Here is a 26,309-nt window from a genome sequence, read left to right as displayed (position 1 = left end):
GCACCCAATTTTTTAGAGATTTTAAATAAAATAGTCAAATGAATATTACTAAAGAGAATATCGATGCATTAAATGCAGTAGTTAAAGTTGATATTACAGCAGAAGATTATCAAGAAAAAGTTGCTTCTGTATTAAAAGATTACCGTAAGAAGGCAAATATACCAGGTTTTAGACCAGGTCAAGTGCCAATGGGATTGGTGAAAAAGCAGTACGGAAAATCTGTAATGGTTGACGAAGTAAACAAATTATTACAAGAGTCTTTAAACAACTATTTAGTTGAAGAAAAATTAGATATTTTAGGAAATCCATTACCAAAGGTAGATGGAGATTTTAACTGGGATGCTGAAAACTTTTCTTTTGAATTTGAGTTAGGATTAGCTCCTCAGTTTAATGTTGATTTAGGTGCTGCAAAAGTAGCTAAGTACAATATTGTTGCAAACGATGAGTTGATTAACAAAGAAGTTGAAAACTTACAAACTCGTTTAGGTAACAAAATAGATCAAGAAGAGGTTGCAGAAAACTCTACTATTGAAGGTACTTTTAAAAACGAAGAAAAAGAAATTGAAGCGAAAGCTTCTGTGACTTTAGAAGATATTAAAGGAAAATTAAACGCTAAAAAATTCATAGGATCTAAAGTAGGTGATGTTTTAGAATTAAAATCTAAGAATTTATTTAACGAAGCTAGCAAATTAGCTCAATCTTTAGGATTACAAGCTGATGAGGTAGAAGGATTAGAAATTCCTTTAACTTTTACTATTGAAGCAATTAACATTACTGAGCCTGCAGAAATTAATCAAGAGTTTTTTGATAAAATCTTTGGAGAAGGAGTTGTTTCTTCTGAGGAAGAGTTAAGAACTAAGATTAAAGAAGATGCAGAAGGACAGTTTGCTCAACAAGCAGATCAGCACTTATTAAATGCAATTACTGAAAACTTAATTGAAACTACTTCTTTTGATTTACCAAAAGAGTTTTTAATTAAATGGTTAGGTACAGCTGGAGAAAAGCCTTTATCTGAAGAAGAAGCAGCTAGTGAATACGAAAAATCTGAAAAAGGTTTACGTTACCAGTTAATCGAAGGAAAATTAATGGCGGACAACGATGTAAAAGTTGATTTCCAAGAATTAAAAGATTATGCGATTGGTTTCATTAGACAACAAATGGCTCAATTTGGACAAACAAATCCAGAAGATAAAGAGTTAGAAGACATTGCAATGCGCGTGTTACAAAACCAAGACGAAGCTAAAAGATTACAATCTCAATTAATTAGTTCTAAAATGTTAGACTTGTTTAAAGAGAAAATTTCTTTTGATGAAAAAGAAGTTTCTTACGAAGAGTTTGTAAAAGAAGTTTACAAATAAGAACTAAAATTCTAAAAACATATAAAAAGCGTTTTCAAAATATTTTGAAAACGCTTTTTTGTTATGCTATAATTAAATGTTTGCCGTTCTAATCAAAAGCAAAATGTTCATCTAGTTTATTTTCTACAAGTTTTTGTACTCTGTTTACATCTGCATCGTCTTTTACAAAAATAGTCAGATTTTCTTCTACTCTATTTCTACTTAAAGATTTTTGAATTTCAATAAAATCAATACCACTAATTTTTTCTAATAAGTCTTTACACTCTTTATCACAAGACGTGTCATTAATGTAAACTTTAATGGTTTGGTGTTTTGGACTATTTCTAATTTCGGTTCTAAATGGCAGCATAATAATATGTTTTAAGGTTTTATTTCAACTTGACTCTTCCTAAAATAATAAAAAGGAATGGGTTTATCAAGTAATAAAAGCATCTAGGTGTACTATTATTAGTTATAGGTGCTCAAAATGTTTGTTTATAACCTCTGTAATTGTTTCTGGATTAAGGGGTTTGTTTAAATAGTCGTCTACTTCTTTAATTTTTGAAGCTTTAATTCTGTCATCTGGATTTACAGATGTGGTTAGAATAATTATTTTAGGAGAAGGGTTTATGTTTATTTTTTTCCTTTGCTCAAGAAATCCCCATCCATCAATGGCTGGCATATTTAAATCCAATAAAATTAAATCGGGAATGGTGTCTGTTGTTTTTAAATGTTCAATTCCATCCATAGCGCTTCTCACATAAACTATTTCGTTGGCACAACCAGATACCGAAATAATTTTTTTATGAATAAAGTTGATGAGGTCATCATCGTCAATTAGTAAGATTTTGTTTAATTTTTTCATGTTATTTTTTTAGGGTAAAATGGAAAACACTTCCTTTTTGAGGGGTTGAAGTTGCCCAGATTTGTCCGTTATGTTGTTCTACAATTTTTGAGCATTGAGCTAATCCTACACCAATGCCTTCGTATTCGTCAACATTGTGCAGTCTTTTAAAGATAAGAAAAATTTTATTTAAATGCTCTTTTTCAATTCCTATTCCGTTATCCTCAACAGATATTCTCCAATGGCTTAATTCTTCTTTGCTATCAATTTTTATTTTAGGTATTGTGTTGGGAGCTTGGAATTTAATTGCATTTGTAATTAAATTCTGAAACAATAGAAATAAATCATTTTGGTTAGCGTGTAGTCTAGGTAGTTTTTTTACGATTAGTTCAGCGTTTTTTTCTTTAATAAGAGGTGTTATGCTCTCTGTTACATCATTCAAAATTTGATTACAGTCTACCAATGTTCTTTCGTGGTTTGCTCCAATTCTTCCATAATTTAGTAAACCATTAATTAGGCTACTCATTTTTGTGCAAGATTGCTTTATAGATGCAATATAAAAGTTGGCTTCATCATCTAATTTTTTTTGGTGCTCTAGTTCTAAAAGAGATGTAAAAGAACTAATTACTTTTAAGGGTTCTTGTAAATCATGAGACGAAATGTAAACAAACTGTTCTAATTCTTTGTTTTTAAGTTCTAACGTTTTAGTGTAATCTTCTGTGTTTTTTCTAAATAGATTGCTGTTTTTCTTAATGTTGTAAAGTAATATAGCAACAATCCATACAGATATAATTGAGAGGCTTCTATTGATTATAGCCATCCATTCTTGGTTACCTGTAGGAGAATTTTTATAACCTATAAGTATTAAAAGTGTTGCAACTAAGGCTAAATAAATTGTAATTTTCTGCAGGTCAATAAACCAACCTAATAAAACTAATATTACATACAGTGTACCAACTCCAATACCTAAAGGAGAGTTTATGTCAATTAATAGAATGGTAATTGGTATGGCTATTAAATAACCTAGTAAAGATGATGTTTTTGATTGTCCTAGAATTCTGTTAGTAGCTTTCCAACTTAAAAAAGAAACCCCAATACCAATAAACATAAAGCCAAATGCTGTGTGAATGGCCATTTGTGTAAAATAACCCCAAGCATAAGTAAGATCTGTATTTATGTAATAACCAACAAAAGCAGTAAGTCCTAAACCAAAAATTAAAGAGCCAATTAAAGAGCTAATATTTATTCTAGAACGTGTATTTATGTAAAATATAGAAAGTGCTGTAAGTGTAAAACATAGAGCTGTGTTGGGAGCCATTCTCCCCGGATTTGATGTTTTTAGGGTGATATAATGTTTCATAAACAATTCATCCAAAAACAAATTGATAGAAAATAGATATTCCAAAAGAGTAATAAATCCAATAAGTCCTACAAGAGCGGTACATATTCTTGCTTTAGTGCATTGGTTAAAATAAACCATTAAAATGCTTATTCCTGCTAGTGTAAAACCTAGTGCTGTATTAAATTGCATTGGGGCAAATGCAGGATTTATTTGTACTATTTCGGTTTTTTTTAAAAACCAGCCAAGTAGCACAGTAGAACCTATAAGTATGCTAATAACACCAGTTGTTAGTATTGTGCATGACTGCAGTTTGATATATTTCAATTTAATGGGTTCTTTAGGGGGTATTATGTTAAAATAAAGATAGTATTTTATAAAATTGAAAACCAATGTTCTTTGTCTAAACTTTTCTATAAAGTGTCTTTTTGGTTTATGTGTTTTTATAACGTTTTAAAAGGGTGGAAACCTCACTTTTTTTGTTGAGTTTTTAGGTGTATACCTAGTAGATTAAATGAATATTTAAGCATTTAAAGTTTTTTTAAATACTATTTTTATACACTCTTATTAGTTTAAACAATAAAATACTTTTTTATGAAAAGCTCAAAAGCAATTTTTTACATGATTTTTAGTGTAATTGCATTTTCATTAATGAACACTGTAGTAAAGTATTTAAACGATTTTAGTGCCTATCAAATTGTGTTTTTTAGGTCTATAGGGACTTTGTTTTTTACCGTTCCATTAATTATAGAACAGAAGATTCCAATTTTTGGTAACAACAAAAAATGGTTATTACTTAGAGGTTTAGCAGGTGTAATTTCGTTAACATGTTTTTTTCAATCTTTAAATTATTTAGCTTTAGGTACTGCTGTTACTTTAAGATATACCTCGCCTATTTTTGCGGCAATTTTAGCATATATTTTCTTGAAAGAAAAAATTAAACCCATGCAATGGTTTTTGTTTTTAGTGGCCTTTGTTGGAGTTTTAATTATTAAAGGTTTTGGTGTAGATGTTAATTCTCTAGGGTTAATTTTTATACTACTTTCTGCTATTTTTTTAAGGTTAATTTTTGTGTTGATTCGAAAAATTGGAAATTCAGAAAATCCACTTGTTATTATTAACTACTTTATGGTAATGGCCTTTGTTTTTGGAGGAGTAATGTCAATCAATCATTGGAAAGATCCAAATATGCTAGAGTGGTGGTTGTTGCTTAGTTTGGGGGTTTTTGGATATGTGGGACAATTGTATTTAACTAAAGCGTTCCAGTCTTATGAAACCAATGTAATTGCTCCTTTAAAGTACTTAGAAGTGGTTTTTATGATTTTAATTGGTGCCTTTTGGTATAAAGAAACCTATAATTTGTGGACTCTTTTAGGTGTTTTGTTAATTATGATTAGTTTAATTTACAATGTGTATTTAAAACGAAAAAAAAGTGAGTCTTAAATCCAATGTTCTCTGTCTAAACTTCGGTATTGAATAGCTTCTGCAATATGTTGAGATTGTATGTTTTCAGAGCTGTCTAAATCGGCAATAGTTCTACTAACTTTTAAAATTCTGTCATAAGCTCTAGCAGATAGATTTAAAGATTCCATGGCCTTTTTTAATAGGTTTTTAGTTTCAGAAGTTAATTTACAATATTGTTTTATTTGCTTTACATCCATTTGTGCATTGTAGTGAATGTTGTCTTTGTCGGCATATCTTTTGGTCTGAATATTTCTAGCTTTTTGCACTCTTTCTTTGATAGATTTGCTTGATTCTGCAGGAATTTCATTGCTTAACTTATCAAAAGGAACCGGATTCACTTCTATATGTAAGTCAATTCTATCTAATAGCGGACCTGATATTTTATTTAGATATTTCTTCACTTCCAATGAAGATGATTGTATTTTATTGTCATCGTTTATAAAATCTCCACTAGGTGATGGATTCATACTAGCCATTAACATAAAGCTACTAGGATAGGTAATGGTAAATTTAGCTCTAGAAATAGTAACTTCTCTATCTTCTAAAGGTTGTCTCATTACTTCTAAAACACTTCTTTTAAATTCAGGCAATTCATCTAAAAACAAAACTCCATTATGTGCCAAAGATATTTCCCCTGGTTGTGGGTATTGTCCTCCGCCTACTAAGGCAACGTCAGAAACTGTATGGTGTGGAGCTCTAAAAGGACGTTCTAAAATTAAACCTTCTTTGTTTTTAGTATTACCAGCTACGGAATGTATTTTGGTGGTTTCTATAGCTTCGTGTAAAGACATAGAGGGTAATATGCTTGGAAGTCTTTTAGCTAACATAGTTTTTCCAGATCCGGGAGGACCAATTAATAAAACATTATGTCCGCCAGATGCTGCAATTTCCAAAGCTCTTTTTACAGATTCTTGTCCTTTCACATCCATAAAATCATAACTAAACTTGTTTTCTATTTCGTTTAGATATTTTTGAGTATCAAATAACAGAGGAGTAAAAATGGCTGTATCATCTAAAAAGTCAGTTACTTCTTTTAGGTTTTGTAATCCGTAAACTTCAAAATCATCAATTAAAGCAGCTTCCTTAGCATTTTCTACAGGCAGAATAATTCCTTTAAAGCCTTGTTTTTTGGCTTCAATAGCAATGGGTAAAACTCCTTTTATAGATTGTAAACTTCCGTCTAAAGAAAGTTCACCCATAATAATATACTCTTTTAACTTTTCTGAATTTACTTGTTTAGATGCTGCTAATATTCCTACAGCTAAAGAAATATCGTAAGAAGTACCTTCTTTACGCATATCGGCAGGAGCCATGTTAATGGTAATTTTTTTTCCCGGAAAATGAAGGTTGTTGTTTTTTAATGCAGCGTGAATTCTAAAATTACTTTCTTTAACAGCATTGTCTGGTAATCCTACTAAATGATAGCCAACTCCTTTGTCTATATTTACTTCAATGGTAATAATAGTGGCATCCACTCCTAAAAAGGCAGCAGCGTAAACTTTTTCTAACATAGCAAGTCAAATTTCTTTTTCTTACTAAAGTTATTAAAATAATCTGATTTATTGGAAACCTAATTCTTGAGCTTTTTTAGATAGCTCTACTAAGTTTTTAACGTCTAGTTTTTTCATCAAGTTAAAACGATGTGTTTCAATAGTACGTTTACTTTTTCCTAGTTTTTCTGCAATTTCTAAGTTGGTAAATCCGTTTAGAATAAATTCTAGAATTTCAGATTCTTTTTTAGTTAATTTAGAAACTTCAGAAGTTGAAGAATGAATTGGGCTAGGTTTAGTCTGACTTCCAACTCCATTAATTAAGCTTTTTACAATAGCATCTGTAGTGTCTCCACTAAAGTATTTTCCTCCACCATGTACACTAGTAATGGCTTTTACAAACTCGTCTTTGTTAGTGTCTTTTAATAAATATCCGCTAGCACCTGCAGAAATAGCTTTTAAAATATACTCCTCAGAGTCGTGCATAGATAGAATAATAGATCTTGTAGATGTACCCAATTCTGTAAGTTTTGCAACGGCTTCAATTCCGTTCATAATTGGCATTCTTACATCAATAATTAAGATATCTGGGTTTAATTCTAATGTTAAATCAACTCCTTCTTGCCCATTAGTTCCTTCTCCTACAACAGTAAAATTGGGCTCACTTTCTAATAAAGATCGTAATCCATTTCTTACAAGCAAGTGGTCATCAACCAGTAGAATGTTAATTTGATTCATTTAAATAATATAATATCAGATACTTAATAAAACTTTACGTAAAACTACAACGAAAATACGTAAAAACACAAAAAAACTACGTAATTTTTTGAATCACTACTATATGTTATACTTTAGCAGTATAGTTTGTTGCTTTTTAACGAACTTTGCTAAAATAAGTTATTTAATAGTTAGTAAAATAGGACGATATGAGATACCAAAATGCAATAGCAAAGTTTGATGAGGCAAATAAAAAAGACCCTAACAAAGAGGTCTTTAACGGAGAAACCTATGCTAAAGAATATATATATGGAGTAAGAATGACTGATAGGTTGGAGGTTTTTATGCCAGATGCTCCAGAGTCTTTAAAATTAGCCGCTAGATGTCAGCATATTTGCAGATGGGAAATACCTAGAGATTCATATCCTATGGATAGACCAGGTTATTTAACTTGGAGAAACGAATTGAAAAAATTACACGCTCAAAAAGCTGAAGAAATTTTAAGTTCTGTAGGTTATGAGCAAGAAGTAATAGAAGAAGTAAAAATGATGTTGTTAAAGAAACAACTAAAGAAAAATGAATTAACTCAGGCATTAGAAGATGTAATTTGTTTAGTTTTTCTAGAGTTTTATTTTGATGGATTTGCTGCCAAACATAGCGAAGAAAAAATGGTTGATATTGTTCAGAAAACTTGGGGTAAAATGTCTGAAAAAGGACACGAAGCAGCTATGCAATTACCATTTTCTGCTACAGGTTTAGCTATAGTTCAAAAAGCATTAGCATAATAATATGGGTTTATTAGATACGTATTTATCAGATAGGGAGCGATCACTCTTACAAAGAAGAAGATCCAAAATATCAGGAGCATTTTTCCTGTTGTTTGTGGTGGTGGTGGTAATGAGTTACGTCATACAAAATCAACTTTCTGAGGAGAATACGGTCTTAATGACTAAAGAGGATATAAGCGATTTAAAACGAAATTTAGCTTTGATTTCCATTTTTGTAATGGGATATTTAGGGTGGATTTTGTTTAAACTAATTAGACCCACATATATTAGCTATTTAGATTTAATTACAGATTTATTAGCTATTAAAAACAATGTTCATAATACGGACAGACCTTTGTCATCAAGAGAAAACACTTTACTTCGTTTTAGAGAATTAAATTTTGCAGTGAATAATGCTGTGTTGTATGCAACTATCACAGATGAGAATAGAATTGCTTACATCAGTAAAAAGTTTGAAGAGTATTTAGGGCACAAAGAAGATTTAACGTTTAGAAAGTTTGAAGAAGTACTTACCTATAAACACAATCAGCATCATAGAATTCGTAAAATTTTAAGTACAGCTACTGGTGAGTTGGTAAACAAAGAGTTGCGATTAACCAACCATAAAGGAGATATTTTTTGGATTGAAATGTCTATTATTAATATGGATAATCTTAAAAACTCTAAGCGTAGGTTAATTGTTTGTCATGATATTACCAAGCGTAAGCACGCTGGTTTAGAAATGCAACGTGTTAGTAGAAATAAATTTGTGGCAGAAGTGCAATCTCAAAAAGATTTATCGCAACAAATTATGACTGCTCAGGAAGACGAACGTAAACGTATTGCGAAAGATATACACGATGGAATTGGTCAAATGCTAACAGCTTTGCGTTTTAATATTGATGGAATAGATTTAACCAATCAAGAAAAAGCAGATGAAAGTTTAACGTCTTTAAAAGAGGTTTTTGGACAGTTAATTAAAGATGTTAGAGCTGTTACTTTTAGTTTAGCTCCGCCTGAATTAACAGATCATGGAGTGGCATCAGCCATTCGAAAAATGAGTAATATGGTAGGTAATTTTACAGGACACAAAGTATTGTACGAAAACATATCTGAGTTTGATAAGCGTTTAGAAAACAATGTAGAGGTAAACATCTATAGAGTAGTGCAAGAGGCTGTAAACAATGCATTAAAGTACTCAGAATCCGATTATATTTTAATTACATTAGATCATACAGATTCATACTTAAAAATTAAAGTAGAGGATGATGGAGTAGGGTTTGATCCTAAAAATGCAACAAGTACCATAGAGGGTACTGGAAATGGTTTACGTTTTATGAAAGAACGTGTAAATTACATTGGTGGAGAGTTGCGAATTTCTTCAGAATTAGATAAAGGAACTACCGTACATATTGTTGTGCCTATTGACAAGTAAGGTTGATTTGGTATGTTTTTTGGATTAATGAGAGTACTAACCTATAAATTTAGAAATTATGAAAGTTAAAGTTTTAGTATTGGCCTTGTTTGTTGGAGTATTTGCTTTTGCGCAAGATGATGAAGGTAAATCATTTTTTGGAATTAAAGCAGGTTATAACTTATCATCATTAAGAGCAGATGATAATGTTGATAACAGAAATGGATTTCATATTGGTGTATATGGAGAGCATGAAATTACAGATCACTTTTCTTTTCAGCCAGAGATTGTGTATTCTCAGTTAGGATTTAAAGATGGTGCTTCTAAAACTGTAAAAATGGATTACATTCAAGTACCCTTAATGTTTAAAGGATATATTGCAAAACCTTTATATGTAGAAGTAGGGCCTCAGTTTGGTGTAAACATTAACAAAAAAGAAGAAACGGATTTAATTTTTGGAACTTCTACACAAACATCAGCACCTAATACTTTTGATTTTGGAGTAAATGGAGGTATTGGATTGGCAATTAATCCTGGTGTTACTGTTGGGGTAAGATATTACCACGGATTAACATCAGCTTATGAAGATACAGATGCTTTTAATACCTTGTATCAAGTGTTTGTAGGAATTAATTTGTAAGAAATAACAACACATAAAAAAAGCCCGATGTTTTAACATCGGGCTTTTTGTTTTATTTAACTTCTTTGTTAATCATAGTCCAAAGTTCATCTTTTAACTCTGTAATACCTATGTTAGCAACAGAAGATATAAACAAGGTTTTAATTCCTTCAGGAAGCTCCTGTTCCATTTCTTCTTTTAATTCATCGTCTAACATGTCAGACTTTGTAATTGCAAGCAATCGGTCTTTATGTAGTAATTCAGGATTGTGTAATTCTAATTCGTTTAAAAGAATTTTATAATCAGTTCTAATATCATCAGAATCTGCAGGAATCATAAACAATAGGGTAGAGTTACGTTCTATATGACGTAAAAAATAATGCCCTAATCCTTTACCTTCGTTAGCTCCTTCAATAATTCCTGGAATATCTGCCATTACAAAACTTTGGTAGTTTCTGTAATCTACAATTCCAACATTTGGCTTTAGAGTTGTAAATGCATAATCAGCAATTTTTGGTTTTGCTGCTGTAACTACAGATAGCAAAGTAGATTTTCCTGCGTTAGGAAATCCAACCAAACCAACATCGGCTAATATTTTTAACTCAATTTGAAACCATCCATCAACAATAGGCATTCCTGGTTGTGCATACCTTGGAGTTTGATTGGTTGAGCTTTTAAAGTGCCAGTTTCCTAAACCACCTTTACCACCTTCACATAAAATAACCTCTTCTCCATGATCTGTAATTTCAAACAAAATTTCTTGAGTATCCGCATCACGTACAATAGTACCTAAAGGAACTTCTAAATATTTGTCTTCACCATCTGCACCGGTACTTCTACTAGCGCTACCAGAACCACCGTGACCTGCTCTAGAGTGTTTTAAAAAACGCAAATGATGCAGGGTCCACATTTCTTTGTTTCCACGTAAAATTACGTGACCACCACGTCCACCATCACCTCCATCGGGTCCTCCTTTTTCAACAAATTTTTCTCTATGTAAGTGCATAGAACCCTGTCCTCCTTTTCCAGAAGCAGCGTATATTTTAATATAGTCAATAAAATTTCCGTCCGTCATGATTGTAGCTGTTGGCTATTGGCTTTTGCCGTTAGCAAATGAGTAATAAAATAAAAAAGCTATTAGTGTTTGCATAAAAACACTAATAGCCAGTTGCTATGGCTATTAGCCATAAAATATTATAATGAGTCTACTACCTCAGATATTAATTCAGTAATTCCATCAATAGAACCTACTCCGTTAATACCGTAGTATTTGTTTTGCTTTTCGTAATAATCTTTTACAATAGCAGTTTTAGTGTTGTATTCGTTAAAACGATTTCTGATTTTAGATTCGTCTTGATCATCTGCACGACCAGAAACTTTTCCTCTCTCTAACAAACGAGTTACCAAAACATCTTCTTCTACTTCTAAAGCAATCATTGCATTAATAGTAGCTCCTTTTTTAGATAAAAAGGCATCTAAAGCTTCTGCTTGAGATTCTGTTCTAGGAAAACCATCAAAAATAAATCCGTTAGCTTCTGGGTTTTTTTCAACCTCTGCTTCTAACATGTTAATAGTAACTTCATCTGGCACCAAGTTTCCGTTGTCTATGTAAGACTTAGCTAACAAACCTAATTCAGTATCGTTCTTCATGTTAAAACGAAACACATCTCCTGTAGATATGTGTACTAAATTGTATTTGTCTTTTAAAACGTCTGCTTGAGTTCCTTTTCCTGCTCCTGGAGGGCCAAATAAAACTATGTTTTTCATCTATGTAAGTTTAAAATCCTGTTAGTCAGGAAATAATAATTGTTTAATAACAGAATGCAAATGTACGGATAACAGATGAATTCCTAAAACAAAGAAATCTAAAAACTTAGTTTTCTTTTAGTTTATATATTTCGGGTAAGTTTCTTCCTAATCCGTCGTAATCTAAACCATAACCCAAAATAAATTCGTTGGGTATTTCTAGTCCTACATAATCAATTGGTATTGATTTGTTATAAACAGTTGGTTTTAAGAATAGGCTTGCTACTTTAAATTCTTTAATAGAGTGCTCTTTAAGTAGTGCTACAATTTTTTCTAAAGTAGTACCGGTATCTACAATGTCTTCTACTATAATAATACTTCTGTTGGTTAAATCTTCATTTAAACCAATTAGTTGGTTTACAACTCCTGTTGAGCTGTTTTGCTGGTAAGATGCTAGTTTGATAAAACTTATTTGGCAGTTGTGTTTGTATTCTTTTAACAAGTCTGCGCAAAACATAAAAGAACCATTTAAAATTCCCAAGAACAAAGGTGTCTGGTTTTGATAGTCTTTACTTATTTGATTTGCTACTTTAGATACAGCCTCTGATATAACTTTAGAGGATAAGAAGGGAGTAAAAGTTTTATTGTGTAGTTGAATGTCCATAATTTAAAAATATAAAAAAACCGCTTCATAAATTGAAGCGGTTTTTATTATGTAAATAGACGATGTCTTATTTTTTTTCTGCGTTTTTCTTAGCAGTATCGTACATAATAGGTGATGCAATAAATAATGAAGAGTAAGTACCTACTACAACTCCAACAATTAATGCAAACATAAATCCTTTGATACTATCACCTCCAAATAAGAAGATGGCTAATAATACTACTAAAGTAGTAATAGAAGTGTTAACGGTACGTCCTAATGTAGAACTTAATCCTTTGTTTACAACTTCTAAGAAAGTCCACTTTGGGTGTTCGTCTTTAAATTCACGAATTCTATCAAAAATTACTACCGTATCGTTTAATGAGTAACCTACAACTGTTAGGATTGCAGCAATAAATGATTGACCAATTTCCATGTCAAACGGCATTAATTTATAAGTTAAAGAGAATACAGCTAATACCACTAATACATCGTGGAATACAGCAGCTACTGCTCCTAAAGAGAATTCCCATTTCTTAAATCTTAATAAGATGTATAAGAATACCCCAATTAAAGATCCAATAATTGCTAAACCTGCAGATTCTTTAATATCATCAGCAATAGTAGGTTCTACTTTAGCGTAAGAGAAAATACCAATAGTTTGTCCATCAAAACCTCCTTTAAAGTCTTCAATAGTTGTTCCTTCTGGTAAATATTGTTTTAATCCGTTGTATAAAGCTTTTTGTACTTTAACATCTACTTCAGGACCTTCTTCTTCAATTAAGTACTTTGTAGTTACTTTTAATTGGTTGTTAGATCCATATGTTTTTACCTCTGGAGCTGAACCAAATACCTCTTTTAAAGAAGTGGCAACATCAGAAGCGTTTACGGTTTTATCAAAACGAACAGTGTATGTTCTACCTCCAATAAAATCTACACCGTAGTTTAATCCGTTTGTAAATAAAGATCCAATACCAATAATAATAACAGCACCAGAAATAATGTAGGCTACTTTACGTTTTTGTAAGAATTCAATATTAATGTTTGTAAACCAATTTTTAGTAGTTGCTGTAGCAAAAGCTAACGTTTTTCCTTTTGTAGTAGCTCCATCCAACAACATTCTTGTAATAAAGATAGCTGTAAATAATGAAGTTAAAATACCTACAATTAAAGTAAAGGCAAAACCTTGAATAGGTCCTGTTCCAAATACATATAAAATTCCACCTGTTAATAAAGTAGTAATGTTGGCATCTATAATAGCAGATAATGCTCCTTTAATACTAAATCCATTGTCAATTGCATTTCCAATTCCTTGACCAGCAGATAAGTTTTCTTTAATTCTTTCAAAAATAATAACGTTGGCATCTACAGACATACCAATGGTTAAAATAATACCTGCAATACCAGGTAATGTTAATACGGCTCCAAAAGAAGTTAATACTCCAAAAATAAATAAGATGTTTACTAATAAAGCAACATTAGCATACCAACCTGCTTTACCATAGTAAAGAATCATCCAAACTAATACTAAGAAAATAGCAATAGCAAAAGAAATCATAGAAGCGTTAATAGCTTCTTGACCTAAGGATGGTCCAACAACTTCTGATTGAATAATGTGAGCAGCAGCAGGTAATTTACCCGCTTTTAATACGTTTGCTAAATCGGTAGCTTCTTCAATAGTAAAGTTTCCAGAAATAGAAGTTCTACCTCCTGTAATTGCATCGTTTACTCTTGGTGCAGTATATACATAATCATCTAAAACTACAGCTACAAATTTTCCTACGTTATCCGCAGTCATTTTAGCCCATAATTTTGTTCCGTTACCATTCATACTCATGCTTACCTCAGGATTTGCTCCTAATTGGTCAAATTGTTGACTTGCATCAGAAATTACATCACCTTCTATAGGAGCTTTGTCGTTTCTGTTAGATTTAATAGCATATAATGGTAAAACATCATTTGTAGCTTTTGCATCCCATAAGAATTTAGTGTACTTGTATTCTCCGGTTAATAATGCTCTAACTTCTTTGTTGTTTAGGTATTGGTTTACTTTAGCTGTATCTTTTACAGCAGCGTATCCAATTACAGATGATGGTTGACCTGTAGGTTGTAAAAAGCTAAATAAACTAACCACTTGTGGTTGATTGATAGAGTCATTTTCTACATCACCTAACAAATCGTTAATAGAATCATCACCTTCTTTAGCCTCTTTTTTAGCAGGAGTTTCTACTTCAATAGTTTCAGCTACTTTTTGGTTTGCAGCCACTAAGAATTGTACCAACTCTTGTCCTGTGTATACTTCCCAGAATTGTAATTCTGCAGTAGATTGTAATAATTTCTTAACACGTTCTACATCTTTAGCACCAGGTAATTCAATTAAGATTCTACCAGAAGTACCAATTCTTTGGATGTTCGGTTGTGTAACTCCAAATTTATCAATACGAGAACGTAATACTTGAAAAGCTGTAGATATTGAAGCATCTATTTCGCTAGCAATAATCTCCTTAGCCTCACCATTACTAGTACTAAACTTAATTTTTTCTCTTAAGTTTTTAGTTCCAAAAATAGAAGGATCGCTTAATTTTGTATCCCCAGCAATTTTTTCAAACTCTTGGTAAAACAACTCAAAATAACTTTGAGATGAATTCTTTTGAGCAGCTGTTGCAGCCTCTAAAGCTTTGTTAAAAATTGGGTTTTTAGAATCGTTAGATAAACCAATTAAGATGTCTTTAACCGATACTTGTAAAGTAGCGTTAATACCACCTTTTAAGTCAAGACCTAAATTAATTTCTTTGTCTCTAATGTCATTGTAGGTAAAGTCTCCAAATCCTAAAACTCCTGGTACGTTTGCTACCGAGTCTAAATAAGCTTTCTCTAATCTAGCAATTTCTCTACCATTGTTTTCTTCTGCATTTGCATTTGCGTAAGTTTTTGCTTCTTTTTCTACTTTATTCGCGAAAAAAGTAAAAGATAAAGAGTACAAACTAACTAATCCGAAAAGGATAGCAAATAATCTGATAAGTCCCTTGTTTTGCATTTTTTTATGTGTGTTTTCTCAACTAAATTTTATGTAAGTCCGCAAATATAATATTTCAACTGAATAAAGGCTAATTTTATAGCTGAATTGTTATGACTTTCAAAAATTTAATGATTTATTTATGTAAAATTGTTATTCCAAACCCGCCCATTCTACCTACTAAAAGTAACATACTTATTGTAGTTGCCTGTTTTGTAGCAAGCACATGATTCTCAGTTAACTTATCTTTTTTAAAAAGTTATTTGTCTTAGAAATGGTTTTTATTTAATTTCGTGCTCAAATGAAGAAGTTATTTACTAATATTTTATTATTAATATTTGTTTTCCTTAGCGGATATAGCCAAAGCTATGCAAGCTTACAAGGGAACAATGTTGATTATTATTCAGTAGCAAGTCTTCAAGAGTTTTTTAATGATGATGCTTCTTTAGACAAAGGAGAATTTGTTATCAATCCAATTCATTCTTACGAGCATAATAACGATTATGTTTTTGAAGCTGATAATGAAGAGGAAGATGAGGAAATAGAACTTCATCAAAAAAATACCAAAGCACTTGGTGTTCTTACCAGTGTTTTTACACAAGAACCTAATCTAGGTTTTGTATCATTAATTAGCGCTACTCAAAAGAGCTTTTCTTATGTATCTTCTAAAAGATACCTTTTATTCTGTGTAATCAGAATTTGATTCCTTTAATTTTATTGATAAGCAACTCTTGCTTATTCTTTTTGCTCAGTTTATCTAAACTGTAATTATGCTTATGGCTTTTATTGGTCCTAAAGCATCTGCATGTCTTGCTATGTCTAGACATTAAAACAAAACGAACAAAATACTATTAAAATACAATCAGATTATTATGAAAAAAGTACTCATACTTATGATGGGTTTGTGTGTCTTGCTATGCCACACAAGCTGTAAACACGAAAAGAAACAAGAAAAAGAAGAAAGTTTCTTAGTAACCAATCCTATTAGAAAGGACACTATTATTAAAAAGGAATATGTTTCTCAAATTCATGCCATTCAGCATATTGAATTAAGGGCTCAAGAAAGAGGTTACTTAGAAAAAATATACGTTGATGAAGGAGAGCATGTTAAAAAAGGACAGTTGCTATTCCAGATTATGCCAAAACTTTACGAAGCAGAAATGATGAAGGCAAAAGCTGAAGTAAATTTTGCAGAAATAGAATATCAAAACACAAAAAAATTAGCAGAGCAAAATGTAGTGTCTTCTAATGAATTAGGTATGGCTAAAGCCAAACTAGCACAAGCAAATGCTGAGCTAGCATTAAAAGAAGTGCATTTACAGTTTACACAAATTAAAGCTCCTTTTGATGGAATTATAGATCGTTTTCATGTACGATTAGGGAGTTTAATTGATGAAGGTGAATTGTTAACTAGTTTGTCTGACAACAGTCAAATGTGGGTGTATTATAACGTTCCTGAGGCAGAATATCTAGAGTTTAACAATAAAATAACCGAAGAGCATCCTTTAAAAGTGGAGTTAAAAATGGCCAATTCAAAATTGTTCAATCAGCCAGGGTATGTAAAAACAATTATTGCTGATTTTGATAATGAAACAGGAAATATTCCTTTTAGAGCTACTTTTCCTAATCCAGACGGATTGTTAAGACATGGAGAAACAGGAACTATTTTATCTACCATAAAACACAATCAAGCATTATTAGTTCCTCAAAAAGCAACGTTTGAAGTTTTAGACAAAAAATACGTGTATGTAATTACAGAAGACAACAAAATCAAATCTCAAGAAATAGAAATAGAGGCAGAACTTCAACACCTATATATTGTAAAAGGAGGAGTGTCTGCAAATGATAAAATTCTTTTAGAAGGATTACGTCTAGTAAGAGAAAATGATGAAATCACTTATGAATTGGAAAATCCAGAAAAAGTGTTGGCTCATTTAGATTTATATGCCGAATAATCTACAATTAAAAAGAAGAAATTATGTTTAATAAATTTATACATAGGCCTGTATTAGCTATAGTAATCTCTATTATTATAGTTTTTGTAGGGTCTTTAGCGATAAAAAAATTACCAATATCACAGTTTCCTAAAATTGCACCTACTACCGTAAACATTTTTGTTGCATATCCTGGAGCAAGTGCAGACGTGTTGGTAAAATCAACGCTTATTACCTTAGAAAACTCAATTAACGGAGTCCAAGGAATGCGTTATATGGCAACCGATGCCACAAGTGCGGGAGAAGCTACACTTAGAATTATTTTTGAACCTGGTACCGATCCTAACGAAGCGGTTATTAGAGTAAAAACAAGGGTAGATCAAGTAATGCCACTGTTGCCAGAATTGGTTCAGCGAGAAGGGGTTGTTATTACACCTATTCAGCCAAGTATGTTAATGTATGTGAATTTGTATTCTAAGAGTGAGAATATGGATGAAAAATTCTTATACAACTATGCCAATGTAAAAATGATTCCTGAAATCAATAGGGTAAAAGGAGTTGCAAGATCACAAATATTAGGAAGTCGTAGATATGCAATGCGTGTTTGGTTAAATCCAGATCGTATGAGAGCTTATGATGTTTCTGTAGATGAGGTAATGGAAGCCTTAAAACAACAAAGTATTGTAGGTCGTCCGGGTAGAATTGGTCGAAGTTCAGGTATAGAAGCTCAGTCTTTGGAATATGTACTTACTTATAAAGGAAGATATAACGAGCCTAAACAATACGAAAATGTAATTATTCGTGCCAATGCAGAAGGAGAGAGTTTACACTTAAGAGATATTGGAAAAGTAGAATTAGGAAGTGAGTTTTTTGATATTTATTCCAATTTAGACGGACATCCATCAGCAGCCATTGTATTAAAACAAAATTATGGTAGTAATGCCAGTGATGTAATTGATGAAGTAAAAGAAAAGCTAGAGGAAATGAAAGCTAGTTTTCCTCCAGGAATGGATTATAAAATTAGTTATGATGTTTCTAATTTCTTAGATGCTTCTATAGAACAAGTTATAGATACGTTAAGAGATGCCTTTATTTTAGTAGCTCTTGTTGTGTTTATTTTCTTAGGAGATTGGCGATCTACTTTAATTCCAATTTTAGCCGTTCCGGTTTCTTTAATTGGAGCCTTTTTTGTTATCCAATTCTTTGGGTTGTCCATTAACTTAGTAACGTTATTTGCTTTGGTCTTAGCCATTGGTATTGTGGTAGATGATGCTATTGTGGTAGTAGAAGCCGTACATGCTAAGTTTGAAGAATATCCACATATATCTCCCTACAATGCCGTTAAAAAAGTATTAGGAGAAATTAGTGGAGCAATTATAGCTATTACAGCAGTAATGGTGTCGGTGTTTTTACCTATCTCATTTATGTCGGGCCCTGTAGGAACTTTCTACAGACAGTTCTCTATTACCATGGCAAGTTCTATTGTAATTTCAGCACTTATTGCCCTTACGCTTACACCTGTTTTATGTGCTATGTTGTTAAAAAACAATCATGGAAAAGAGAAGAAGAGTAACATATTAACTAGGTTGTTAGATAAGTTTAATAGTGTTTTTGATAAGTTAACAGGTAAATATGTAGGATTATTAAAGGTGATGGTTAGCAGACGATGGTTAACTTTTGCTATTCTATTAGCATTCTGTGCGGGTATTTTAGTAGAGAATCAGATTTTACCTTCAGGATTTATTCCTAGTGAAGATCAAGGAACTATTTATGCTATTATTCAAACACCTCCAGGGGCAACGTTAGAAAGAACAAATGAGGTTTCTAAAAAACTTCAAAAAATTTGTGAAGAGGTAGAAGGAGTGGAGTCTGTGTCTTCTCTAGCAGGATATGAAATTATGACCGAAGGTAGAGGGTCTAATGCGGGAACGTGTTTAATCAACCTTAAAACTTGGTCAGAAAGAGAACATACAGTAACCGAGATTATGGAAGAATTAGAAGAAGAGTCTAAAGGTCTTGGAGCGGTTATAGAGTTCTTTGAACCGCCAGCAATTCCAGGTTTTGGTTCTTCAGGAGGTTTTTCTATGCGTTTGTTAGATAAAACAACCACTACAGATTATCAACAATTTGATAAGGTGAACAAACAGTTTATGGATAATTTAAGTAAACGAAAAGAATTATCAGGACTGTTTACCTTCTTTGCAGCCAATTATCCACAATACGAATTGGAAATTAATAATGAATTGGCCATGCAAAAAGGAGTGTCTGTTGGTAAAGCTATGGAAAACCTTAACATTTTAATTGGTAGTACCTATGAGCAAGGGTTTATTAAGTTTGATCGTTTCTTTAAAGTATATGTTCAGTCAGATCCTAAGTTTAGAAGATTGCCATCAGATGTGTTGAATTTATATGTTAAAAATGATCGTGATGAAATGGTGCCTTATTCAGCTTTTATGAAGTTGAAAAAAACACAAGGACCTAACGAGGTTACACGTTATAATATGTATAATTCGGCAGCTATTAGAGGGTTGCCAGCTAAAGGATATACAACGGCAGATGCTATTAAAGCAATCCAAGAAGTGGCTAAAGAATCTTTACCAAAAGATTATGACATTGCCTGGGAAGGACTTTCTTACGATGAATCTCATAGAGGGAATGAATCGTTATATATATTCTTAATTGTATTGGTGTTTGTCTATTTTGTGTTGGCGGCTCAATATGAGAGTTTTATTATTCCTTTGGCTATTGTTCTATCGTTACCTGTTGGGGTGTTTGGATCGTTTATGTTGTTAAAATTAATGGGACTTCAAAATGATATTTACGCTCAAATTGGACTGATTATGTTGGTTGGTTTGTTAGGTAAAAATGCGGTGTTAATTGTAGAGTTTGCTGTGTTAAAACATCACGAAGGAGCTACTATTTTGGAAGCAGCTATTGAAGGGGCTAAAGTTCGTTTTAGACCTATTTTAATGACTTCGTTTGCTTTTATTGCCGGATTAATCCCTTTAATTCTAGCTACTGGAGCGGGAGCTATTGGAAACCGTACCATAGGTGCTTCTGCCATGGGGGGAATGTTATTTGGAACTGTTTTCGGGGTAATTGTAGTACCTGGATTGTATTACATTTTTGCCTCTTTAGCAGAAGGAAGAAAACTAATTCAAGATGAAGAGGATAGTTCTTTAAGTGAAGATTTTGTTCACCAAGTAGATAGTTTTAATTCAAATTTAGAGACAGATGAAAAAGATAAATAAAACAAAAGGCTTTTATAGGCTAACGGTAATAGGAGTGTTACTTACCATGTCTGCCTGTAAAACTCCTGAATTAATTCAGAAAACAGCCAACACTAAAGTTCCAGAAAGTTTTAATACGTCTAAAGATTCTTTAAACGTGGGAACTATGAATTGGAAGGATTATTTTACCGATCCTAATTTAATTAAGTTGATAGATGTGGCTTTAGAAAATAATCAGGAACTGAATATTATAAAGCAAGAAATAGAAATTTCTAGAAACGAAATAAGAGCTAAAAAAGGAGAGTATTTACCTTTTGTAGGTTTAAAAGCAGGTGCAGGTGGCGAAAAAATAGGAAGATATACTAGCCAAGGTGCTAATGATGCTACCACTCCAATTAGAGGTAATAAAGAAAATCCGGAGTTTTTACCAGACTTTATGATAGGTGCATATGCTACCTGGGAAATTGATATTTGGAACAAATTGCACAATGCTAAAAAATCTGCAGTAAGTAGTTATTTAGCAAGTGTAGAGGGTAAGAATTTTATGGTAACCAATTTAATTGCGGAGATTGCCAATTCTTATTATGAATTGCTGGCTTTAGACAATCAGTTGGCTATTTTAAAGCGAAACATTAAAATTCAAACCGATGCTTTGGAAATTGTAAGATTGCAAAAACAATCGGCTAGAGTTACAGAGCTTGCTGTTCGTAGGTTTGAAGCACAAGTGTTTAGTACCAAAAGCATTCAGTTTGAAATTGAGCAGAATATAATAGAAACTGAAAACAGAATTCACTTTTTGGTAGGAGAATATCCAGGTCCTATAAAACGAAACCACAAAGGCTTTGTAGATTTAGAACCCGATATTGTACATGTAGGAATTCCATCAGAATTGTTGGTAAACAGACCCGATATTAAGCAGGCTGAGTTTGAATTGGCTGCAGCAAAGTTAGATGTAAAGGTAGCCAAGGCTAGGTTTTATCCTTCTTTAGGAATTTCGGCAGGTGTCGGTTATCAAGCATTTAATGCAAAGTATTTGTTAAACACACCTAAGTCGTTGTTATATTCATTAGCGGGAGACTTAACAGCACCGTTAATTAATAGAAATGCAATTAAGGCAGATTATTACAATGCAAATGCAAAACAAATACAAGCGGTGTACAATTACGAGCGTACTATTTTAAATGCTTATGTAGAGGTGGTTAATAAACTGTCTAAAATGAGTAACATAGAAAAGAGCTTTCATCTTAAAAAACAAGAGGTAAGTGCGCTTGCAGAATCTATTGTAATTTCTAACAAACTATTCCGATCTGCTAGAGCAGATTATATGGAAGTTTTGTTAACACAAAGAGATGCTTTAGAGTCTAAGTTTGAATTAATAGAAACCAAAAAGAACCAAATGAATGCGTACGTAAATATGTACAAAGCATTAGGTGGAGGTTGGAATTAAGATTGTTTTTCATGTAGTTTAGTTTGTTTAGGGCCTAGGGTCTCTTTAGGTAGAGATTTTAGGCTCTTTTTTTATGCATACGATTTCGTAAAATAACCGATGTAAAGTATTAAAAGACTAAAAAGTATTAATATTTTTGCCTAAGAAAACAAAACAAACATGAAAAATACTATTTTATTAATTGCATTTCTAGTTTTAGGAATTGCAAATCTAACAGCTCAAGAAGCAGAAGAGGTAAGAGAAAAAAAACACAGAGTTAGTGTTGTACTGGGGCATTCTTATTTAAACTTAGGTTTTGAATTAGGAAACAAAGATGTATTGTCTATTCCTTCTTTTGGATTGGATTACGAATACTGGTTTAAGAATAAATGGGGAGTGGGAATTTTTAGTGATATAGAATTAATTTCTAGCAAAGAATCTTCAGAATTGCATGGAGGTGTTATAGACAGAAGATATCCAGTGGTAGTTACATTAGATGCTTTGTGGAACCCTATTGAACACGTGGAGTTTGTGTTTGGTCCAGGGGTTATTTTTGAAAACGGAGAAGTAAAAGATTTAATAAGAGTAGGAGTGGAATACGATTTAACGTTAGGACATCATTGGGATGTGGCTCCAAGTTTTTTCTACGATCATGCTACTGATGGTATTTCTAATATATCTATTGGAATTGGAATAGGAAAGAGCTTTTAAGTTCGTTGTTATATAGTTGTTCGTAAATGGAGCTATTGAATCTTTTTCGGTAGCTCCATTTTTATGGATACTAGTTTTATTTTAGTAGCTTGAACATTCTTATTTTTTACTTTATAAATGAAAAACACAATATTACTTTTTGCAATTGTTTTTACTTTTTTATTCAATTCTTGTAAATCAAATTCATCATCAAAAGATAATAGACCTAAACCCAATGTTGTTTTCTTTTTGGTAGATGACATGGGGTGGACAGATGCTAGTGTTTTTGGAAGTGATTTATACCAAACACCAAATATTGATCAATTAGTTTCTGATGGAATGTCTTTTACAAATGCGTATGCATCTTGTACAGTTTGTTCTCCAACAAGAGCTAGTATTATGACAGGTAAATATCCTGCTAGATTATATGTAACGGATTGGATTGAGGGACATGAAAAACCTTATGCTAAATTGAAAATTCCTGAATGGAATCAAAAATTAGATTTGGATGAGGTAACGCTTGCAGAAATGTTTCAAAAAAACGGATACAAAACCGTTCATTTAGGAAAATGGCATTTGGGAGAGGATGCTAAATACTGGCCCGAAAACCAAGGGTTTGATAAGAATATTGCAGGGTTTAGTGCAGGTTCTCCTAAGGCAGATGGAGGTAAAGGATATTTTTCACCGTACAACAATCCTAGATTAAGCGATGGTGAAAAAGGAGAGTATCTTACCGATAGGTTGGCTAAAGAAGCTGTAGCTTATATTCAGAAACATAAAAAAGAACCTTTTTTTATGAACTTATGGTTGTACAATGTACATATGCCGTTGCAGGCTAAAAAAGAAGTTGTTCAGAAATACAAAGCGTTGGTTAAAAAAGGAATGACTCATCAAAATGCAACTTATGCAGCCATGATAGAGCATATGGATACTGCTTTAGGAACAGTTGTAAAAGCTCTTAAAGAAAATGGATTGGAAGAAAATACCATTTTAGTTTTTCATAGTGACAACGGAGGACATTTACTACCCACTAAAAATACTCCTCTAAAATCGGGAAAAGGAGATGTGTACGAGGGGGGTGTTAGAGTGCCTTTAATTTTTAAATGGCCAAATAAAATAAAAGCAGGAGTTGTTACAGAAACGGTAGCTATTTCGGCAGATGTATTTCCTAGTTTAATGGGATTAACCAACAGTTTTGTTAAATCCCCTAGAAATATAGATGGGGTAGATTTAAGTCCGTTGTTATTAAACAAAGGAGTTGTTAAAAGAGATGCTGTGTATTGGCATTATCCACATTATCATCCAGGAGGTGCAAAACCTTATAGTGCAATTAGAAAAGGAGATTGGAAACTAATTCAGGTTTTTGAACATGATACTTTAGAATTATACAATCTAAAAACAGATATTGGAGAAACTACTAATTTAGCTACTAAGTATCCAGAAAAGACAGAAGAATTAGTAAAGGACTTAGAAACTTGGAGAAAAAGCGTAAATGCGCAAATGCCTACAGTAAATAAAGATTACAATCCAGAAAAGAATTTTTTTAAGAAAAAAAGAAAAAAGCATTAAAAAAAATGGCCGTTTTAAATGGCTGTTTTTTTGATTAATATATTTTTTTTAGCTCGTCAAAATCTAAACCTCCGTAATTACCAGAACTCATTAATAAGGTTGCGGTATTGTTAAAATCTTGTTCAAACAAAAACTGTTTAAAATTGTCTGGATTGGTGTAAATAATTAAATCATCTCTTTTAAAAGCATCTTTAATTTGCTGCTCAGTTACTTTTTCTAATTGTTTAATAGCTACTGCTTTTGGAGAATAAAAAACTACGGCTTTATCAGCTTTGTTTAAAGCACCTTCGTATTCTTTTAAAAACTCAGCATTTAAACTACTGTACGTATGTAGTTCTAAACAAGCTACTACGGTTCTGTTGTTGTATTGATTTTTAACAGCAGTAGTTGTAGCAGCAACTTTACTAGGCGAATGGGCAAAATCTTTAAAAAGAACAGCGTTGTTGTTTTCTGCAATTTTCTCCAATCGTTTGCTAGCTCCTTTAAAGCTTTCAATAGCTTCGTAAAAATCTTCTTCTCCAACTCCCATGTGCTGACAAATCCATTTGGCACCTGCTAAATTTTGTAAGTTGTGTTTTCCAAAAATTTCTAAAGGCAAATCTCCTTCAGGAGTGTCTAATAAAGTAGTACCATCATCTATTGTGTAAGTAGGAGTGGTATATGGATATTTTTTTATAGTATTTTCAGAACCTTCAACCACTTGTTTTACATATTCATCTTCTTGATTGTAGACCATAATTCCACCAGGAGTTAAAGAGTCTGTAAAAATAGAAAACTGTTCTAGGTAGTTTTCAAAAGTTGGGAATACGTTAATATGATCCCAAGCAATTCCACTTAACAAAGCAATGTTGGGTTTGTATAAATGAAATTTTGGTCGTCTGTCTATAGGGCTAGATAAATATTCATCTCCTTCTAAAACTATAAATTCATTTTCTTTAGTTAGGTGTACCATGGTGTCAAATCCTTCTAATTGCGCACCTACCATATAATCAACCTGAATGTTGTTGTAGTTTAAAACGTGTAAAATCATAGAGGTAATGGTGGTTTTTCCATGAGATCCTCCTATAACTACTCTTGTTTTTTCTTTAGATTGCTCGTATAAAAATTCAGGATAAGAATAAATTTTTAACCCTAACTCTTGTGCTTTTAACAATTCTGTATTGTCTGGTTTTGCATGCATTCCCAAAATAATAGCATCAATATCTTTGGTTATTTTTTCAGGATACCATCCAAAAGTTAAAGGCAATAGACCATGATTTGCTAATCTGGATTTTGAAGGTTCAAAAATAGTATCATCACTACCTGTTATTTGATATCCTTTTTTGTGTAAAGCAATAGCTAAGTTGTGCATTGCACTACCTCCAATAGCAATAAAATGTATGTTCATGTGAGATTTTTTTTTGATAATCTTAAAAAGTAAATTTAAGAAATGAATTCTGTATTGACTGTTTTGTTTTGCTATATTTAGCGTTGAATATAAAATAAGTACTTATGAAAAAAACAATTTTTACTTTGGGATTGTTGTTAGCAGGTTTTGCAACACAAGCTCAAGATTTGTCTAAACATGCCATTGGTTTGCGTTTAGGTGATAATGATGGTTTAGGGTATGAAATCTCGTATCAGAGAGCTTTGTCTGATGCTAACAGATTACAGTTTGATTTAGGAATAAGAAGTAGCGATAATGTAGATGCTTATAAGTTATCTGGTGTTTACCAATGGGTATGGGACTTAAGCTCTTTGGCTGATGGGTTTAATTGGTTTGCGGGTGCGGGTGCTGGACTAGGAACTATAGAGACTATGGGGAGTGATAGTGAAACGTTTATCAATGCTGCAGGAACTGTTGGTATTGAATATAATTTTGAGTTTCCATTACAATTATCTTTAGACACAAGACCAGAACTTGGAATTATTAATGGTAACAACGATTTGTCTTTAGAAATAGCTTTAGGAGCACGTTATAAATTCTAATTCTATTTTTAAAAACTTTACTTAGAGCCTCTGTGTTTACAGGGGCTTTTTTTATGAGGTATATAAAGTTGGTATTCTAATTGATGTAAGTTTTAA

General features: G+C 32.1%; 22 protein-coding genes. 12 read left to right on the top strand and 10 right to left on the bottom strand.

The window, feature by feature from the left end; all coding sequences use genetic code 11:
- The first annotated feature begins 38 nt into the window (after positions 1 to 38).
- Entirely contained in the window at positions 39 to 1,358 is a 1,320-nt protein-coding gene (tig, locus tag GGR97_RS04315; RefSeq protein ID WP_167897284.1) for a trigger factor, read from the top strand.
- An 88-nt stretch (positions 1,359 to 1,446) separates the two neighbouring features.
- On the opposite strand, the gene GGR97_RS04310 is transcribed toward tig, so the two are convergent.
- From GGR97_RS04310 to GGR97_RS04300, 3 genes are all read right to left on the bottom strand, one after another.
- Complete coding sequence (locus GGR97_RS04310; RefSeq protein WP_167897283.1) at positions 1,447 to 1,707, bottom strand: hypothetical protein; 261 nt, start codon at positions 1,705 to 1,707, stop codon at positions 1,447 to 1,449.
- A gap of 102 nt (positions 1,708 to 1,809) precedes the next feature.
- Complete coding sequence (locus GGR97_RS04305; RefSeq protein ID WP_167897282.1) at positions 1,810 to 2,202, bottom strand: response regulator; 393 nt, start codon at positions 2,200 to 2,202, stop codon at positions 1,810 to 1,812.
- Position 2,203: 1 nt separating this feature from the next.
- Positions 2,204 to 3,712, bottom strand: a complete 1,509-nt coding sequence (locus tag GGR97_RS04300; protein ID WP_167897281.1) for a sensor histidine kinase — start codon at positions 3,710 to 3,712, stop codon at positions 2,204 to 2,206.
- Positions 3,713 to 4,114: 402 nt separating this feature from the next.
- Here GGR97_RS04300 and GGR97_RS04295 point away from each other — a divergent pair, with 402 nt between their 5' ends.
- Positions 4,115 to 4,963, top strand: coding sequence for a DMT family transporter (locus GGR97_RS04295; protein WP_245229447.1), 849 nt, complete (start codon positions 4,115 to 4,117; stop codon positions 4,961 to 4,963).
- Here the strand turns inward: GGR97_RS04295 and GGR97_RS04290 are convergent.
- A complete protein-coding gene (locus GGR97_RS04290; RefSeq protein WP_167897280.1) occupies positions 4,960 to 6,495 on the bottom strand; it encodes a YifB family Mg chelatase-like AAA ATPase in 1,536 nt (511 codons plus the stop codon). The genes GGR97_RS04295 and GGR97_RS04290 overlap by 4 nt on opposite strands.
- Before the next feature lie 48 nt (positions 6,496 to 6,543).
- On the bottom strand, positions 6,544 to 7,212 hold the full coding sequence (locus GGR97_RS04285; RefSeq protein ID WP_167897279.1) for a response regulator transcription factor: 669 nt from the start codon (positions 7,210 to 7,212) through the stop codon (positions 6,544 to 6,546).
- Positions 7,213 to 7,400: 188 nt separating this feature from the next.
- Between GGR97_RS04285 and GGR97_RS04280 the strand changes: the two genes are divergently transcribed.
- From GGR97_RS04280 to GGR97_RS04270, 3 genes are read left to right on the top strand one after another with little or no spacing between them, the layout of a single operon-like run.
- The gene (locus GGR97_RS04280; RefSeq protein WP_167897278.1) at positions 7,401 to 7,976 is read left to right on the top strand and encodes a DUF4202 domain-containing protein; all 576 of its coding nucleotides are present in this window, start codon (positions 7,401 to 7,403) and stop codon (positions 7,974 to 7,976) included.
- A 4-nt stretch (positions 7,977 to 7,980) separates the two neighbouring features.
- Positions 7,981 to 9,393 carry a PAS domain-containing sensor histidine kinase gene (locus GGR97_RS04275; RefSeq protein ID WP_167897277.1) on the top strand — a complete coding sequence of 471 codons (1,413 nt, stop codon included), beginning with the start codon at positions 7,981 to 7,983 and terminating at the stop codon, positions 9,391 to 9,393.
- Between the two features lie 58 nt (positions 9,394 to 9,451).
- Positions 9,452 to 10,012, top strand: a complete 561-nt coding sequence (locus GGR97_RS04270) for a porin family protein (protein ID WP_167897276.1) — start codon at positions 9,452 to 9,454, stop codon at positions 10,010 to 10,012.
- A 52-nt stretch (positions 10,013 to 10,064) separates the two neighbouring features.
- On the opposite strand, the gene obgE is transcribed toward GGR97_RS04270, so the two are convergent.
- The 4 genes from obgE to secDF all read right to left on the bottom strand — a co-directional run bounded on the left by obgE (position 10,065) and on the right by secDF (position 15,417).
- Complete coding sequence (obgE, locus tag GGR97_RS04265; protein ID WP_167897275.1) at positions 10,065 to 11,066, bottom strand: GTPase ObgE; 1,002 nt, start codon at positions 11,064 to 11,066, stop codon at positions 10,065 to 10,067.
- A 119-nt stretch (positions 11,067 to 11,185) separates the two neighbouring features.
- Complete coding sequence (locus GGR97_RS04260; RefSeq protein WP_167897274.1) at positions 11,186 to 11,758, bottom strand: adenylate kinase; 573 nt, start codon at positions 11,756 to 11,758, stop codon at positions 11,186 to 11,188.
- A gap of 106 nt (positions 11,759 to 11,864) precedes the next feature.
- The gene (hpt, locus tag GGR97_RS04255) at positions 11,865 to 12,401 is read right to left on the bottom strand and encodes a hypoxanthine phosphoribosyltransferase (RefSeq protein ID WP_167897273.1); all 537 of its coding nucleotides are present in this window, start codon (positions 12,399 to 12,401) and stop codon (positions 11,865 to 11,867) included.
- A gap of 67 nt (positions 12,402 to 12,468) precedes the next feature.
- The gene (secDF, locus tag GGR97_RS04250; protein ID WP_167897272.1) at positions 12,469 to 15,417 is read right to left on the bottom strand and encodes a protein translocase subunit SecDF; all 2,949 of its coding nucleotides are present in this window, start codon (positions 15,415 to 15,417) and stop codon (positions 12,469 to 12,471) included.
- Between the two features lie 280 nt (positions 15,418 to 15,697).
- On the opposite strand from secDF, the gene GGR97_RS04245 reads away from it, so the two are divergent.
- From GGR97_RS04245 to GGR97_RS04220, 6 genes are all read left to right on the top strand, one after another.
- A complete protein-coding gene (locus tag GGR97_RS04245) occupies positions 15,698 to 16,099 on the top strand; it encodes a hypothetical protein (protein ID WP_167897271.1) in 402 nt (133 codons plus the stop codon).
- A 169-nt stretch (positions 16,100 to 16,268) separates the two neighbouring features.
- Positions 16,269 to 17,351 (top strand): efflux RND transporter periplasmic adaptor subunit, encoded by a 1,083-nt coding sequence (locus GGR97_RS04240; protein ID WP_167897270.1) that lies wholly within the window; start codon positions 16,269 to 16,271, stop codon positions 17,349 to 17,351.
- 23 nt (positions 17,352 to 17,374) lie between these two features.
- Positions 17,375 to 20,581 (top strand): efflux RND transporter permease subunit, encoded by a 3,207-nt coding sequence (locus GGR97_RS04235; protein ID WP_167897269.1) that lies wholly within the window; start codon positions 17,375 to 17,377, stop codon positions 20,579 to 20,581.
- Complete coding sequence (locus tag GGR97_RS04230; protein ID WP_167897268.1) at positions 20,565 to 22,007, top strand: TolC family protein; 1,443 nt, start codon at positions 20,565 to 20,567, stop codon at positions 22,005 to 22,007. The genes GGR97_RS04235 and GGR97_RS04230 overlap by 17 nt, the downstream gene beginning before the upstream one ends.
- Before the next feature lie 159 nt (positions 22,008 to 22,166).
- A complete protein-coding gene (locus tag GGR97_RS04225; RefSeq protein WP_167897267.1) occupies positions 22,167 to 22,697 on the top strand; it encodes a hypothetical protein in 531 nt (176 codons plus the stop codon).
- A 117-nt stretch (positions 22,698 to 22,814) separates the two neighbouring features.
- Positions 22,815 to 24,245 carry a sulfatase gene (locus GGR97_RS04220; RefSeq protein WP_167897266.1) on the top strand — a complete coding sequence of 477 codons (1,431 nt, stop codon included), beginning with the start codon at positions 22,815 to 22,817 and terminating at the stop codon, positions 24,243 to 24,245.
- Positions 24,246 to 24,279: 34 nt separating this feature from the next.
- Here GGR97_RS04220 and GGR97_RS04215 read toward each other — a convergent pair whose 3' ends face one another.
- Positions 24,280 to 25,632 (bottom strand): UDP-N-acetylmuramate--L-alanine ligase, encoded by a 1,353-nt coding sequence (locus tag GGR97_RS04215; protein WP_167897265.1) that lies wholly within the window; start codon positions 25,630 to 25,632, stop codon positions 24,280 to 24,282.
- Positions 25,633 to 25,736: 104 nt separating this feature from the next.
- On the opposite strand from GGR97_RS04215, the gene GGR97_RS04210 reads away from it, so the two are divergent.
- Complete coding sequence (locus tag GGR97_RS04210) at positions 25,737 to 26,213, top strand: hypothetical protein (RefSeq protein WP_167897264.1); 477 nt, start codon at positions 25,737 to 25,739, stop codon at positions 26,211 to 26,213.
- The last annotated feature ends 96 nt before the right edge of the window (positions 26,214 to 26,309 follow it).

Source organism: Wenyingzhuangia aestuarii (genome assembly GCF_011927765.1).
Classification (GTDB): Bacteria; Bacteroidota; Bacteroidia; order Flavobacteriales; family Flavobacteriaceae; genus Wenyingzhuangia; species Wenyingzhuangia aestuarii.
Note: the sequence above shows the minus strand (reverse complement) of the source record. Positions and strands in the feature narration are given on the sequence as shown.